At 38.1% G+C, this 13891-nt stretch carries 16 protein-coding genes and 2 tRNA genes; 14 read left to right on the forward strand and 4 right to left on the reverse strand.

Annotated features, from left to right (window positions below):
- Positions 1 to 18 precede the first annotated feature (18 nt).
- The 4 genes from grdD (at position 19) to FWE37_06290 (ending at position 3291) form a co-directional block, all read left to right on the forward strand.
- Positions 19 to 1191 carry a glycine/sarcosine/betaine reductase complex component C subunit alpha gene (grdD, locus tag FWE37_06275; protein MCL2520591.1) on the forward strand — a complete coding sequence of 391 codons (1173 nt, stop codon included), beginning with the start codon at positions 19 to 21 and terminating at the stop codon, positions 1189 to 1191.
- Positions 1192 to 1246: 55 nt separating this feature from the next.
- A tRNA-Sec gene (locus FWE37_06280) sits at positions 1247 to 1334 on the forward strand.
- A gap of 30 nt (positions 1335 to 1364) precedes the next feature.
- Positions 1365 to 2795, forward strand: coding sequence for an amino acid carrier protein (locus FWE37_06285; GenBank protein ID MCL2520592.1), 1431 nt, complete (start codon positions 1365 to 1367; stop codon positions 2793 to 2795).
- A gap of 10 nt (positions 2796 to 2805) precedes the next feature.
- The gene (locus tag FWE37_06290) at positions 2806 to 3291 is read left to right on the forward strand and encodes a hypothetical protein (GenBank protein ID MCL2520593.1); all 486 of its coding nucleotides are present in this window, start codon (positions 2806 to 2808) and stop codon (positions 3289 to 3291) included.
- Positions 3292 to 3334: 43 nt separating this feature from the next.
- On the opposite strand, the gene FWE37_06295 is transcribed toward FWE37_06290, so the two are convergent.
- Positions 3335 to 3874 (reverse strand): adenine phosphoribosyltransferase, encoded by a 540-nt coding sequence (locus FWE37_06295; protein MCL2520594.1) that lies wholly within the window; start codon positions 3872 to 3874, stop codon positions 3335 to 3337.
- Between the two features lie 198 nt (positions 3875 to 4072).
- On the opposite strand from FWE37_06295, the gene FWE37_06300 reads away from it, so the two are divergent.
- The 4 genes from FWE37_06300 to FWE37_06315 all read left to right on the forward strand — a co-directional run bounded on the left by FWE37_06300 (position 4073) and on the right by FWE37_06315 (position 7464).
- On the forward strand, positions 4073 to 4597 hold the full coding sequence (locus FWE37_06300) for a hypothetical protein (protein MCL2520595.1): 525 nt from the start codon (positions 4073 to 4075) through the stop codon (positions 4595 to 4597).
- 7 nt (positions 4598 to 4604) lie between these two features.
- Positions 4605 to 5351, forward strand: a complete 747-nt coding sequence (locus tag FWE37_06305; protein ID MCL2520596.1) for a DUF4184 family protein — start codon at positions 4605 to 4607, stop codon at positions 5349 to 5351.
- Positions 5351 to 6037, forward strand: coding sequence for a hypothetical protein (locus FWE37_06310; GenBank protein ID MCL2520597.1), 687 nt, complete (start codon positions 5351 to 5353; stop codon positions 6035 to 6037). Before FWE37_06305 ends, FWE37_06310 begins: the two co-directional genes overlap by 1 nt.
- Before the next feature lie 89 nt (positions 6038 to 6126).
- Positions 6127 to 7464 carry an acetate kinase gene (locus FWE37_06315; protein MCL2520598.1) on the forward strand — a complete coding sequence of 446 codons (1338 nt, stop codon included), beginning with the start codon at positions 6127 to 6129 and terminating at the stop codon, positions 7462 to 7464.
- A gap of 273 nt (positions 7465 to 7737) precedes the next feature.
- Here the strand turns inward: FWE37_06315 and FWE37_06320 are convergent, their stop codons facing one another.
- Positions 7738 to 8235, reverse strand: coding sequence for a TetR/AcrR family transcriptional regulator (locus FWE37_06320; protein ID MCL2520599.1), 498 nt, complete (start codon positions 8233 to 8235; stop codon positions 7738 to 7740).
- 138 nt (positions 8236 to 8373) lie between these two features.
- Between FWE37_06320 and FWE37_06325 the strand changes: the two genes are divergently transcribed.
- The 4 genes from FWE37_06325 (at position 8374) to FWE37_06340 (ending at position 11165) form a co-directional block, all read left to right on the forward strand.
- On the forward strand, positions 8374 to 9060 hold the full coding sequence (locus FWE37_06325) for a Pr6Pr family membrane protein (GenBank protein ID MCL2520600.1): 687 nt from the start codon (positions 8374 to 8376) through the stop codon (positions 9058 to 9060).
- A 154-nt stretch (positions 9061 to 9214) separates the two neighbouring features.
- Positions 9215 to 9868, forward strand: a complete 654-nt coding sequence (locus FWE37_06330; GenBank protein MCL2520601.1) for a flavodoxin family protein — start codon at positions 9215 to 9217, stop codon at positions 9866 to 9868.
- Between the two features lie 108 nt (positions 9869 to 9976).
- Positions 9977 to 10642, forward strand: a complete 666-nt coding sequence (locus tag FWE37_06335) for a hypothetical protein (GenBank protein ID MCL2520602.1) — start codon at positions 9977 to 9979, stop codon at positions 10640 to 10642.
- Positions 10635 to 11165: a hypothetical protein gene (locus tag FWE37_06340; GenBank protein ID MCL2520603.1), complete on the forward strand. Its 531-nt coding sequence runs from the start codon at positions 10635 to 10637 to the stop codon at positions 11163 to 11165. The genes FWE37_06335 and FWE37_06340 overlap by 8 nt, the downstream gene beginning before the upstream one ends.
- A 33-nt stretch (positions 11166 to 11198) precedes the next feature.
- Here FWE37_06340 and FWE37_06345 read toward each other — a convergent pair.
- Positions 11199 to 11272: transfer RNA gene (locus FWE37_06345), tRNA-Arg, on the reverse strand.
- 66 nt (positions 11273 to 11338) lie between these two features.
- The gene (locus FWE37_06350) at positions 11339 to 12373 is read right to left on the reverse strand and encodes a hypothetical protein (GenBank protein ID MCL2520604.1); all 1035 of its coding nucleotides are present in this window, start codon (positions 12371 to 12373) and stop codon (positions 11339 to 11341) included.
- Between the two features lie 82 nt (positions 12374 to 12455).
- Between FWE37_06350 and FWE37_06355 the strand changes: the two genes are divergently transcribed.
- Together FWE37_06355 and FWE37_06360 are read left to right on the forward strand one after the other, a co-directional pair.
- Positions 12456 to 13085 carry a GNAT family N-acetyltransferase gene (locus FWE37_06355; protein MCL2520605.1) on the forward strand — a complete coding sequence of 210 codons (630 nt, stop codon included), beginning with the start codon at positions 12456 to 12458 and terminating at the stop codon, positions 13083 to 13085.
- A 53-nt stretch (positions 13086 to 13138) separates the two neighbouring features.
- Positions 13139 to 13798, forward strand: a complete 660-nt coding sequence (locus FWE37_06360; GenBank protein MCL2520606.1) for a hypothetical protein — start codon at positions 13139 to 13141, stop codon at positions 13796 to 13798.
- Positions 13799 to 13891 lie beyond the last annotated feature (93 nt).

The following is a 13891-nucleotide window of genomic DNA, read 5'->3' on the forward strand; positions in this document are numbered from 1 at the left end:
AGGAGGGTGGTTGAATTTATGGATAATAAAGTAAAAGAGAGTATAAAAAGCACCTTCTTCGATTTGGCTGCCACCCTCGAAACCGGCCAATATAATAATGGGCGAGGGAAAAAGATACGCATAGGTGTGGTAACTTTAGGCAGTGAGTTAGGCGAGGCCGAAGTGATACGCGGGGCCGAGCTAGCGGCCGGTCGTAATGACGGGGTAGAGGTGATGCTGATTGGCCCCAAAAGTTCATCAAGCTTACCCTTAATAGAGGCTGCCAGTGCCGATACCGCCCATAAAATAATGGAGGAGGCCCTCAAAAAAGGCGAGCTGGACGGTGTGGTTACTATGCATTACAACTTTCCCATCGGGGTATCCACGGTAGGTAAGGTGATTGCGCCGGCTAACGGCCGCGAGTTTTTTATTGCTTGTACTACCGGTACTTCGGCTACTAATCGCAGTGCGGCTATCTTTAAAAATGCCCTTTATGGTATTATCGCCGCTAAAGCCGGCGGGTTAACCAACCCAAGTATTGGCCTATTAAATATTGACAATGCGCGTAATGCTCAGCGAGCTTTAGAAGAGTTGGTTAAAAATGGTTATCCCATTAACTTTGGTGAATCGGGCCGTGCCGATGGCGGCAGTTTATTGCGCGGGAACGATTTAATAAACGCCGCTGCCGATGTAGTGGTGTGTGATTCGCTCACCGGTAATGTCTTAATGAAAATGTTTGCCTCGTTTAACAGCGGCGGCGGTTATGAGGTTAGCGGCTATGGTTATGGGCCGGGCATTGGTTTTGGCTTTAACCTGCCCGTTTTTATTGTTTCACGGGCCAGCGGCGCTAATGTGATTGCCGGAGCGGTAGCTTATGCTTATAATTGCGCTAAAAATAATTTAGCTAAGATAATCAAAGACGAAGAATTACTCCTTAAAAAGTGCAGGTTCGAGGAAATTTTTGACACTTTAAATAATAAAGAACAAAAAGAAACGGCAATAAATGTCTCATCAAATAAGCCGGCTAAAGAGGTAGTAACTTTTGAGATACCCGGTGTGGAAGTGATGGAGCTGGAGGACGCGGCCACGGCCGTAATGACTGCCGGTATTTATGCCGAAACCGGTATGGGCTGCACCGGGCCGATTATTTTGGTAAGCGCTAATAACGGCCCAAAAGCTAGCGGGTTATTAAAAGAAGCAGGTTTTTTATAATTAATAATTGATAAAGCCTGCTTGACAAATAAGTTATTACGAGTATAATATTTAGGGAAGCAGATATGGCCCGGTGGTCTTCACGCTCTTCAAAAGCGATGAATGCTTAATAGCATTGGCAGGTTCGACTCCTGCCTCTTCCGTTCTTTCATTAATTAATGAAATTAGGAGTGATGATGGAGTTTTTGACTTCGGTTTTAAATAGCATAAATTCGAGTTTTTTAACACCTGTGCTGGTAGTAACTTTAGTTGGCACGGGTATTTTTTTAACCATTAGATTGCGTTTTGTGCAAATTAAACAATTTAAACGGGCCTTTAAAAAAACCTTTGGCGGCTTTAGTTTAGCCGGTAAAAAAGCAGACAACAAAGGTATGAGCAGCTTTCAAAGCCTTGCTACCGCCGTTTCTTCGCAGATGGGTACCGGTAACTTAGTTGGCACGGCGGCGGCCTTAATGCTGGGCGGGCCGGGCGGCCTTTTTTGGATGTGGGTGTCGTCTTTTTTAGGTATGGCTACCATCTATACCGAAGTAGTACTGGCACAAAAATATAAAGTAGTAAAAGATGGCGTTACTCTTGGCGGCCCCGCTTATTACATAAGAGAGGCTTTTAAGGGCAAGTTAGGGGTGTTTTTGGCTACTTGGTTTTCGCTGGCCATCATTTTACTTTTTGGCCTCGTAATGATGCTGTTTCAGGCTAACGCCATCGCTACTTCTATGGTTAATGTTTTGCCGGCGGCTTTTTTGGCTGATAATCAAAGGTTAGCAATGATAGTGAGCGGTTTATTATTAGCCGTTTTTTGCGCTTTTATCTTTGCCGGCGGGACTAAACGTATTGCCAGCTTCGCCGAAAAAGTAATGCCTATTTTAGCGGTAACTTATTTAATTGCCGCCTTAGTTATTATTTTTATGAACATAACTAATTTACCAAACGTTATTGTCGGCGTTTTTATAGGGGCGTTTAATCCGCAAGCCGTTTTAGGCGGCGGACTAGGTATTGGTATTGTGCAGGCCATTCGTTGGGGCTTTATGCGCGGAATGCTCGCCAACGAGGCCGGCACCGGCAGTGCACCGCACGCCCATGCGGTGGCGCGGGTTAACCACCCTTGCGAGCAAGGTATGGTGGCGATGATTGGTGTTTTTAGCGTGTTTTTAGTGGTAACTTTAACGGGGCTGGCCATTTTAAGCAGCGGTGTGTTACAAACGATGGTGTATATTTTATCCGATACTTCTCATATTCCTAACCAACTGGCCGGCAGCGGTCTTATCCAGCTTATTTTTAACCGGCATTTTAGCTATTTTGGTAATATTTTTATTGCTGTAGCGATGTTCTTTTTTGGTTTTACCACGATGATAGCCATTTATTTTTACGGGGCGCAAAACGTGCGTATGGTTTTTGGCAATAAAGGCATATTTATTTTTGCTGCTACAGCCATTATGGCCACTTTTATCGGCGCTAACGTTAAGATAGATATAATTTGGGCTTTAATCGATTTTTTTATTGTACCGGCAGCAGTTATTAATGTGGCCGCCGTTTTAAAATTAAGCGGTGAGGTATCGGGAGCGATAAAAGAGTTTAATGGACTAAGCAATGTAGTAAACAGGTGAAGAATATAAATTGAAGAAATTATTATGCTTACTAATATTTAGCTTGCTTTTTTTAAGTAGTTGCGAGTGGTTATCTGAAATTTTAAATGAATTTGAAACTATAGAACATCGTTACGCCAACTGGCAAGCTATTCTAGATACCGAAAGCAATGCCCAAGATGGATTACCTCATTTATTGCACCCTACACTTAATGGCGGTGTTTCGTTAGAAAGTTATATCTTTGATGTAATTAATTTGTACGATATTGATAATAATAGTGTATGGGGCAGATTTAGTTATGCCGATAACTTTTTCACTCATTTTGATTTAGATATAGAGCCGTTTAATCGTTATAATTATATTGATGTAAATGTTTGGGCTGGCCGGCGTATGCAAAGGGTGGGGTTTGACGAGAATAAAATAGATTTTTATTTTTTTGACAGGCCTTTTACATATTTAGTAAATACCGAAGAAAATGTAATTTACTTTCTTAGTTTTAGGTTAAGAGCAAGATAAACAAATAAGGCAAGTAACTTTAACTTGCCTTGTAAAAATTAGATTATTTTATCTTTTCATTATCAAAATCTATTAAAGTAGTTACATTGTAACCCTTTAACCGTTCTTTGTAAGGTAAAAAAGTAAGGCCGATTAAAGCAAAAACCTCTTTAACAACGGCCCCGCCGCGCTCTAGTAACTCTACGCTGGTACGCAAGGTGCCACCGGTAGCGAGTAGGTCATCAACCATTAAAATATTCTTACCTTTAGGTACATCGTCGGCGTGTACTTCAACTTCGCCTTTGCCGTACTCTAGGGTGTAACTGGCTTTAAGAGTTACGCCGGGCAATTTACCGGCTTTGCGGATAGGAATAAACGGTAGCTTCATCTTGTAAGCCAGCGGGGCGGCAAAGAGAAAGCCGCGCGCATCGGCGCCTGCGATGGCTTCTATACCTTTATCTTTGTAAATTTCTATCATGCGGTCAATAACATAACTAAAAGCTTCGGCATTAGCCAGCAGCGAGGTTATATCATAAAAAACAATGCCTTTTTTAGGGTAGTTAGGCACACGGCGGATTATAGCATTTAAATCTTTATCGGTCATTTTTATCACCTTTAATTTTATTTTTGCCAGCTAACTATAACATAAAATGCCAATTTCTTAAAGAGGGCTCGGGGTATTTTTAACACTATATTGATTAATTTTTCGCAATATTATAAAGTATTGTCAATCTGCCGCCGGCAAGAAAAAACCCGGCGGTAAGAAATAATTAAAATTTAATATGAGAATAGAGGTATAAAAATGAAAAAAATATTTTTGCTAGGATTTTTATTATTAACAGTTCCACTTTTTGCCTCTAGGCAAGTGTCGGATAGGGTTATTTTTAATGATAGGCAATATAATACACTCTCTTTCCCTTTAGAGATATATTTTGAAACTTATCCTGAGAGAAGACCGGAAATTACGCACTGGATTTCGGCTTTAACGCGGGGTTATATAGCTACTTTCGAGGTAATTAATAACGAACTTATTTTAATTGATATAGATGAAAATTTTTTAAATGATTATCTTTGGCTGGGTATGAAGATGGCTTTCTTTACCGGCAAGATAAACTTAATTAATGGTGAGGCAACGGGAGTAAACTCGGGCTTTATGCCGATTTATCAAAATTATCTTGTTTTAGAGGTTAGAGAGGGAGTTGTCATTGCCAGCTATAATCTAACTGCATATGAATATTTGCAATCATTAATACAAGCTTTTCCGGAGGGTAGCTCTGCACAAAATCATTTTATTAGGTTATTAGAAGAGCTTAACAGGAGGCAATAAAACAATTATGCCTTTTACTTTTGCTCACCCGATTATCATTTTACCTTTTAAAAAATATTTCCCTAACTATTTTTCGCTTACAGCTTTGGTAATAGGCAGCTTAATGCCCGATTTTGAGTACTTTATGCGTATGCAATTACGCAGCGCCTATAGCCATAGTTTGCTGGGGCTTTTTACCTTTAACTTACCTGTTGGGCTGGCCTTTTGTTTTATCTTTCATAACATTATAAGGAACGATTTATTTGCTAATTTACCTCTTTTAAGAAGTAGATTGACCATTTATAATACCTTTAATTTTAATAATTACTTTATAAAAACACCTGTAATAGTTGTAACCTCGTTGTTAATAGGAGCGACCTCACATATTTTGTGGGATAATTTTACTCATATTAGCGGCTTTTTTGTAGAAAGAATAAGTTTTTTGCAGTCTTTTATATCCATTGTTGGTATAACATTACCGGTTTATAAAATACTTCAATATTCCGGCGGGCTTATGGGAATGCTTATACTTTTTTTATTAATTTTAAAGCTGCCAAAATTTAAGATAGTTAGTAAAATAAATGCAATTTATTGGCTTGGGATTATTTTAATTATCTTAGCTGTATTTATTATTAAAACATTAGCCGGTTTAAATTATCGGCAGTACGGTAACGTGATTGTGGTTTTTATTTCGGCCGGTATAATAGCCATCATTTTAGTGCCGCTTATAAAAAGAATATTTATAACTATTAAAGCTATTTTAAGGAGAAATTGATGAAGCAAAAAAATTACGGCTTATTTTTTATCACTATAATGGTGTTACTTTTATCTTCTTGTTATCCTATGCCTTATAATTCACTCCATTTTGTAGATGAACATTTGGCGCATGGCCCGTTGAGGGAAGAACCCAGTAGGTGGGATTCTGCCAATGAAATAAGGTTTATCTTGTATCAAGAAACAGGCTCGGTCTCAGATATTGGCCATGTTCAAAACACATTTTTAAGACGGTTGGAACATAGAGATGCCGTGCTTATGGAAAGATATTATCTTAATGGAGCTTTTTTTCGGGCACGTATCACCCCGGAGGGAATACCAGAGTTAGTGAACCATAATATAAGGGCTCCGTACGGTATAACTTTGGCTGGTTTTGGTTTTGCAGATAGACATACCACTTTTACCATAAAGGGTATGCATATACAATCGCAGAGAGGGGGCGATTTTTCGGCTTTAGCGGCAGATAGTTTGCCCGTAACCATCGGGTTTTTTGATTATACGGAGAGAGATGGAAAGCCTGTAAAGGTAATTTTTGATACAGGCCGTATCTTTAATTTTAGAGCAGAAAGAATTACCATTGAAGTCATTTTAGAGGTAAACACCGTTGAGGGCTCGGAGACAGGCACCATCATTTTTGAGTTTAGGCCGATTAGAGAGGCGGGGCTGTTTAGGTGGTTTGTGGTTTAAATTTTCTCTTGCCTATCCCCATTATTTATGTTAAAATAACTAAAGTAATTATACATCTTGGCTTAAAAAGCTAAAGTAAAGGAGATAATATGGTTATTTTAACATTAAATTGCGGTAGCTCGTCAGTTAAATATCAGGTTTACGATTGGGCTAACAAAAATGTGCTGGGCAAAGGAGTTATCGAGCGTGTAGGTCAAGATTTAAGCGACCTTGAGCACCAAGCTACCGGTAAAGAAGAGCATAAAGGTAAACGGCCTTGCCCCAGCCACAACGAGGCCATCGCTTGGGTGCTGGAAATGTTGATAGACAGTGAGTACGGTTGTATCAAAAGTATAGACGAAGTAAAGGCCGTTGGCCACCGCGTAGTGCATGGCGGCGATGTTTTTACTAAATCGGTTATCATTAACGAAGATACTTTAAAGCAATTTGAAAAGGTATCGCCGCTCGCCCCGTTGCATAACCCGGCCAATATTATGGGCATTAAAAGCGCCATGTTGGTGTTACCAACGGTGCCGCACTGCGCTATTTTAGATACCGCTTGGCACCAAACGATGGACGAAACGGCCTTTACCTATGCCTTACCAAATGAGTGGTACAGTAAACACAATGTGCGCCGTTATGGTTTTCATGGCACCAGCTTTTTATACACCGCCAAGCGTGCCGCCGTGCTGCTGGGTAAAGCCAATAAAGATACCAATGTGATTATCTGCCACATTGGGAATGGTGCCAGTATTTGTGCCGTTAAGGGTGGCGTGAGTGTGGATACCAGTATGGGTATGACCCCGCTTGAGGGCCTAGTGATGGGCAGCCGCAGCGGCGACTTTGACCCCTCCATCTTAAATTATATTGGTAACAAAGAAGGTTTAACTTTAGCCGAGCTGGATAATGCTATTAATAAAAAGAGTGGTTTACTAGGTATAACCGGTAAATTTACCGATAGACGTGATGTGGAGCACGGTGTAGAAAAAGGTGATAAGGCCTGTATTTTAGCCCAAGATATGGAGTGCTACCGCCTGCGCAAGTACATTGGCAGCTACCTTGCAGTGCTGGAAGGTAAAGTTGACGCCATTGTTTTTACCGCTGGTGTGGGTGAATTTGGCAGTGCCATCAGGCTAAAAACTCTGGCTCCTTTAAAGGCGATGGGTATTATTATTGATGAGGCTAAAAATGCCTTAGCAATGACCCGCAATGCCGAAAGCTGTATTAGCGCCGATAACAGCCCGATTAAAGTATATGTTATTCCCACCGATGAAGAGCTGGTAATGACCGAAGACACCTTTGCTCTAGCTAATGGTAGTTACAAAGAACATACCAACTATAAGTATATCTTTGAGGATAAGGCTTATGTAAATAAAGCGCGCGAAGAGGCTTTGCCAAAAGATTTAGCCAAAAAACCGGGCTTAGATAAGATAATAGTGAAGAGTTAAGAATTAAAAAGGTTGCTGTTTGTGATTGCAAGCGGCAACCTTTTTAAATGAGGAGATAATGATGCTTATAAGCTTAAATATAGCCGCCAAAAAGAGTGAAGTAGAGTAAGTAAAATTATGAAGACGATTGCCGGAATTAAGGAAAAAAAATTTTATTAGACACCGCTAAAAACCTTGCGACAAAAGTTATTATAGAGCTTGAAAAAATTATTGACATAGAGAAAAGTGAATTAGGCAATCATCAAGATAAAGCATAAGCAGTAACATTTATTTTTATTTCTTTAAAGCCACTTCATGAAACTTAGCTAAAATTTGCTGTACTTCTTCTAAAGGCAGCGACTTACCCTCTAACAGCCACTTGCGCCATACGGCATAAGCGCCGGCGGCTATAAAGACGGTAGAGTAATCTTCTTCTCCATATAATAAAATAACTTGCTCTATAAAAATAGCTCTAATAATAGGCTCGTAGCCGCCACGTTCGGCAAGCATAAGCTCTTCACCAAATTGCTCAAAAAAATTAAACTGAAAGTTTATATCGTGCCGTCTTTCAAAGGAAAGCTGTAATTTTTCCTTATAATATTCCCATAAAATTTGCTCTAAAGCGGCAAAGTTGCGGTAAAAAGCCATACGACTAACTCCAGCCTTGCTGCACAGTAAAGATATAGTTATATTAGATAATTTTTCTGTTTTTAATAACATTAAAAGGGCGGTAGTTAAGTATTCTTTAGTATCTTGTTTTAAAATTTTTGCGCCGGCGGTAGCTGCCATCATAAACTCCTTATGGTTACAAGGATAGCTTTAATGTAACCTTTGCTCTTTTTTAGATTGACCTTGAAGGTAAAGATAGTATAGAGTAGTTTTAAATAAGTTACAACTGTAACACCACATTATTTTAGGGAGAGCTTTTTTATGTTTAAAGACAGAAGATTTATTTTATGGTTTAGAATTTTTGCCTTTTTATTAGCCATAGCTGGTATTTTATATACGGTAGGTTTTTTCAGTAATAATATCCAATTAGGTATGTTTTTGTATTATACGATGATAACTAACACGATGGCGGCCGTACTTTGGGCTATCTTTATTAAACGTACCGTACAAAGTTTACACCGTGATGGCAGAAGCGGACCGGCCGGTTACTACCCACGCTTAAATATGATATTTGCCGTGCCTGTCGTGATGATGGGCATAGCCTATTGGGTTATTATGGCGCCTGCTAGCAATGATAATTTATTAACTTTTGTTAATTTAACTACACACGGTACAACTCCCTTGCTTTTTTTAATTGATTATTTACTGTTTTCAACGCCGGGTAAAGTTAAGCGAAAAGATATTGGTTACGCTGTACTTATTCCCGTAGCTTATGTTGTTTTAACTTATAGCGTTACAGCTTTAGGTTTTTTGTATCCGCGTCTTGGCGGCGGAGCCGGCCGTTATCCATACTTTTTCTTTAATGTTGAGGAGTTAGGTTTGGCTGTAGTTACTCTTTATATTGCTTTTATAGCCATCTTTACGCTTTTACTGGGTTGTCTCTTTTACTTTATTGACAAAAAACGAGCCGATATAAACCAAAATACTTCTATAAAAGAAAAAGTATAACCACAAAACACACCAAAAACACGAAAGTGTATCTTTTTGTGCAGTCAATTTTTTTATTAATTTTTTTTAAATTATGTTAATATACAGTATATCCTGTTAATACTTTACAGGATATGCCTCTTTATGTTAAACTAAACAAGAAAGAGGTAAATTTATGAAAATACTCGCCATTAACGGTAGTCCGCGTAAAAATAATAACACTGTTAAATTATTAAACAAGGCTATAGAAGGTGCTACAGCGAACGGCCGGCACGAAGCAGAGACCATTCATTTGTACGATTTAACCTATAAAGGTTGTACCAGCTGCTTTGCCTGTAAGTTAAAAGATGGCCCCAGCTACGGCAAATGTGGTTACAAAGACGAGCTTTTGCCGGTGTTGGAAAAAGCCTTAGCTGCCGATGTATTATTGTTAGGCTCGCCCATCTACTTTGAGCAGGTTACGGGGGAAATGCGCTCATTTTTGGAGCGCCTACTTTTTTCGGTACTCATTTATAACGAAAATTATAGCAGCTTACTGACGAAAAAGATACAAGTAGGTTTTATCTACAGTATGAATGTAAACCAAGAGTTTATGCAAGAAGCCGGTTATTTACAAGGTTTAAAATTTGCCGAAAATGATATTAAGCGCTTACTTGGCCACTGCGAAAGCTTAGCGGTAAACGATACCTACCAATTTAACGATTATAACCGGTATGTGGTAACCGTTTTTAAAGAAGAGCATAAAGCTAAAGTGCGCGCCGAGCAGTTTCCGCTGGATTTAGAAAAAGCTTACCAACTAGGGTTAAGGTTATCGGCGGTTAAAGCTTAATCATTTTAGAGGTAAGATAATATTAAAAAAAATAAAGCCTTAATTTATGCTTTTTTATTTATAACCGGGCTGGCTCTTGCGTTTGTTGTTGTAAGGATATTTTACTTTTTGTTAATTATTTACACTGTAAATAATTTAATTAAGTGGATATTCTTGCCTTTTTTTGTCTTTATCTTTATTTTTGTTGCTATAGGCAGCTTTAATGATAACCACAAGGTTAGCAAGGTATTTTTTAAGGGTTTTTTGTTTCTTATAGTACTTAATACTTTAATTTTTATTGCGCTTAATGGCTTAACGGTTATCTTTAGTAATTTAGGTTTTTTTTATAATTTACCTTTATTTGTTGTTCTTTTAGCCGGTTTGCCGATAATTTTTAAAGTTAAAAAGCCGTTAGTCGGCTTAACTATTACGGCTTTTAAAGAGGATTATGCATTAGTTAAGATAAATAACAATTTACTAAGCAAAGTAAGGCTGCCGGCCAGCAATTTTTATTTAATTACGCAAAACGAAGGTAAATTAATGATTATTGCTCCTAATATTTGTTTTGCTAGTAACTTTGAGAGATACGGCCATTTAAAATTATTAAAAATTACTACCGGTCAAGAAGGTACAGTTTTTAATTTAAAAACTATAAGCAACTGCTTAAAGGTTATTGGGGTTAAATTTATCTTACATATAGCTTTTAATGACTGTTTTTTATTGATAGAGCAAAATGATTATCAGTTGGTTTTAGCGGTTTTAGCTAAAGAGGGAGGAGAGATAAACTATGACTAAACTTGTAAGGGTAGCAATAATAGCGGCAGCGGCTGTAGTATTAGTTATTTTATTATTAATAACATCTTTAAATAGCGCCAGAAGGCGCAATTTGTATAACAGCGAGCAGCCCGATCCTTTTGTGATGAGTATTGCCGAAGGTTTTAGAAACAGGCTTGGGCAGCAACGCACGCAAGCACAGCCCCAAATCCAAACTGAGGGTAGCCACACGGCGGAGGCCGGTACTCGGATTGTCAGAGATTTAGAGATTGATAATTTGTTAGCCGGTATCGATAGTCATTTAACGGCTATTAGGTACAGCGGTCTAGAAGCCGGACAAAATTTACTGGATACCTTAGCCGATAGGCTTTACGTAGATAGGGCTTTATTTAACCATATCTTTTATGAGGCTAAGGTAAGCGCCAGTTACGAAGATTTTAGCCATTTGTATAGCCATACTGCCCACGAAGGGCTAGCCGGCGCCGTTTATCAACGTACTGCGGCTATTACCCAGCTTATAAATGATTTGGCACAACAATATTAGCTGTGCCTATGAGGGAAAGTAATAATTAGTAAACGCGCCCGGTGCGATTCGAACACACGACCCACGGATTCGAAGTCCGGTACTCTATCCAGCTGAGCTACGAGCGCTTAGTAGTTACTATAATAGATAGTTTATTAATTGTCAATAGCGCTATAATATTAAGTTACTTTAAATTATTGTACTATTGTATATTTTTCAAGCAGCTTTTCGGCTTGTTTTTTAGCTTCTTTATAGTGGCTAAGCCTTATCAGTAAAACAATTATTAATTGCAGCTCGTCTTCACGGGTGGTTCTTTGACAAAGTTCGTGGCATTTAGCAAAGGCTTGTTTTGTTAGGCCGGCTTCTTCTAGGGTAAAGGCATAATTAATTTGTAAGTGTATGCTATCGTTAAGGGCAATAGCTGTTTCGCAAGCTTTAAGGGCTTCTGCGTAATCTTCTTTAACAGAAAGAATGCCACCTTTTAGGTTATAACTTTCGGCATCGTAAGGGGCTATTTTAATGGCTTCGTTAATATCGTATAAAGCTTCGTTTACCATACCTAAACTTAGCTCTAATTTAGCTTTATTAAAATAGGCAAAGTTACTGGCATAAGGTAAAGTAACGGCCCGCGTATAAGCGTGCAAGGCCTCGTTAAAAAGGTGTTGCTCTTCGTAAAAAAGGGCTAAGTTGTTCCAAAGTTCACTGTTTTCATCGGTAAGATTAATAGCGGTAAAAAAATCGGCTAAAGCTTTTTCTGTTTGCTTTAAGTGGCCATAGGCAATGGCTCTGGCTTCATAATCGTGGGCGGCGCCTTGTTCGGTTACCGCTTTGCTGGCATAAAAAAGAGCGGTATCGTATTGGTTTAGCTCGCTGTAAAGCATAGATATTAACCACCAAGGCGCTAAATTACTTACTTTAACTAAACGGTTAAGTACAGCCAGCGCTTCGTGATAAGCGGCTGCATCGTAAAGCGCTAAAGCATATTCTTGCAGGTAATCTATGTTATCGTTGTCTAACTTTAAGGCGGCCTCTAGGGCCTCTTTAGCCCGCTTGATGTCGCCGTAATCGCGGCAAGTTAGGGCAAAATCGAAGTAAGTTTCGGCGTCGTCTTCTAAATAAGCCAGCTTTTCATTAAGGGCTATAGCTTCGTCTATGCTTTCTTCATCGTAAGCTTTAAAGGTAAGATGTTTTAAAAAGGCGGTAGAAAGATAGTTGTTAGCCTTAGCCATACGCTGATTATAGACGATTATGCTACAACTTGCAAGCTTAAGCGGTGGCTAACTTTGGCAAAAATATGCTATAATTAATTAAATGGAGAGCAAAAATATGCATAATATTACTATTAGAAGAGCGTTTTTATCCGATTTACCTTATTTGTATGAAGTCTGCTTAAAAACAGCAAACGAAGGCAAAGATGCCACTAAATTATTTAGCGACCCTTATTTGGTAGGCCAATATTACGTTGCTCCTTATGTAGTTTACCCTAAAGCTATCTGTTTTGTAACGGAGTACGAAAATATTCCGCAAGGTTATGTAGTGGCGGTACCCGAGACAATTACTTATAAAGAATGGCTAGAAGAGCATTGGCTGGCACCTTTAAGAAAACAATTTCCCCAAAATGAGCCATTTTTTAGCGAGAAGCAGACAAAGATTATTAATATTTTACATGATAGGGGTTATCAAGAGTTTTATAACGGTTTAGAGTGGTATACAAATTATCCGGCACATTTGCATATTAATTTATTGCCGGTTATTCAGGGACAAGGAGCCGGCAGCAAATTAATAGAGAGTTTGTTTAAGGAACTAAAGGAACAAAATATAGCGGGTTTACATCTTAATATACGTTTTACTAACCCAAGTGCGCTGCAATTTTATAAAAAAATGGGTTTTATCGTAATAAAAGAGCACGATTGGGGGTATACGCTGGGCAAACTTACTTAGTTAAAAATAATACTAAGCTAGCCAAAAGATAAATTATATGTTATAACAATAAAATGAAAATAAAAGCTTTAATTAATCGTATTATACCGCCCATTCCTGCCGAATATCAAGAGCAATTTAGCAATCTTCAATTAAGCAATAATATACTTAGAGTAAAAATATTGTCGTTCATTTGGTTAGCCGCTTTAATCCTTAACCCTATAGTGTATATTTTAAGCGATTCCCCTATTGATAGTTCGTTTCATTATAGTGAATTAATAGCTATTATTATCTTTAATTTGGCTCTTATTATTTTTAGTAAGAAAAATAAAATTTTGCATTATTTTTGTTATTTGTTTATAGCCAGCGGCTATCTTTTAATTGAGTTTTCGGCCAATTTTTTAGGAGAGGCAAATTTAATAGTTTATATATATTTTTATAAATTCTTTTTCTTATGTCTTGTACCAGATTTTAGGCCCAAAATATTTATATCGCTGGCATTTTTATATTTTGTGGCGACCTTTATCGCTCTTTCTTTACAAGACCCAGTTATGGTAGATATTTTTCCTTTGCAAACACAACTTAGTAATATATTCCTTATTATTTTAATTACTAAAATCCTCCTTTACCGCAGTAAGGTAAGAAATTTTGTTAGCACCTTCGAGATTAATAAAATGAATAAAAGTTTAATTGCTGTCCAACAGGAATTAAAAAATTACGGAAGTATCCCTTGACAAGTAATAAAATATAGGTTATACTACTTATGCAATTTAGGAGGTAGTATGACCTTATTCGAGTTTAACAAATTATTCACAAATGAACAAGAC

The sequence above is a fragment of the Spirochaetaceae bacterium genome (genome assembly GCA_009784515.1).
Classification (GTDB): Bacteria; Spirochaetota; Spirochaetia; order WRBN01; family WRBN01; genus WRBN01.

Excerpts from the sequence above, each read along its gene's own strand:
- FWE37_06315 (MCL2520598.1), top strand. The coding sequence starts at position 6,127 with ATGGTTATTTTAACATTAAATTGCGGTAGCTCGTCAGTTAAATATCAG.
- grdD (MCL2520591.1), top strand. The coding sequence starts at position 19 with ATGGATAATAAAGTAAAAGAGAGTATAAAAAGCACCTTCTTCGATTTG.
- FWE37_06330 (MCL2520601.1), top strand. The coding sequence starts at position 9,215 with ATGAAAATACTCGCCATTAACGGTAGTCCGCGTAAAAATAATAACACT.
- FWE37_06340 (MCL2520603.1), top strand. The coding sequence starts at position 10,635 with ATGACTAAACTTGTAAGGGTAGCAATAATAGCGGCAGCGGCTGTAGTA.
- FWE37_06310 (MCL2520597.1), top strand. The coding sequence starts at position 5,351 with ATGAAGCAAAAAAATTACGGCTTATTTTTTATCACTATAATGGTGTTA.
- FWE37_06355 (MCL2520605.1), top strand. The coding sequence starts at position 12,456 with ATGGAGAGCAAAAATATGCATAATATTACTATTAGAAGAGCGTTTTTA.
- FWE37_06300 (MCL2520595.1), top strand. The coding sequence starts at position 4,073 with ATGAAAAAAATATTTTTGCTAGGATTTTTATTATTAACAGTTCCACTT.
- FWE37_06320 (MCL2520599.1), bottom strand. The coding sequence starts at position 8,235 with ATGATGGCAGCTACCGCCGGCGCAAAAATTTTAAAACAAGATACTAAA.
- FWE37_06305 (MCL2520596.1), top strand. The coding sequence starts at position 4,605 with ATGCCTTTTACTTTTGCTCACCCGATTATCATTTTACCTTTTAAAAAA.
- FWE37_06360 (MCL2520606.1), top strand. The coding sequence starts at position 13,139 with ATGAAAATAAAAGCTTTAATTAATCGTATTATACCGCCCATTCCTGCC.
- FWE37_06325 (MCL2520600.1), top strand. The coding sequence starts at position 8,374 with ATGTTTAAAGACAGAAGATTTATTTTATGGTTTAGAATTTTTGCCTTT.
- FWE37_06295 (MCL2520594.1), bottom strand. The coding sequence starts at position 3,874 with ATGACCGATAAAGATTTAAATGCTATAATCCGCCGTGTGCCTAACTAC.
- FWE37_06350 (MCL2520604.1), bottom strand. The coding sequence starts at position 12,373 with ATGGCTAAGGCTAACAACTATCTTTCTACCGCCTTTTTAAAACATCTT.
- FWE37_06285 (MCL2520592.1), top strand. The coding sequence starts at position 1,365 with ATGATGGAGTTTTTGACTTCGGTTTTAAATAGCATAAATTCGAGTTTT.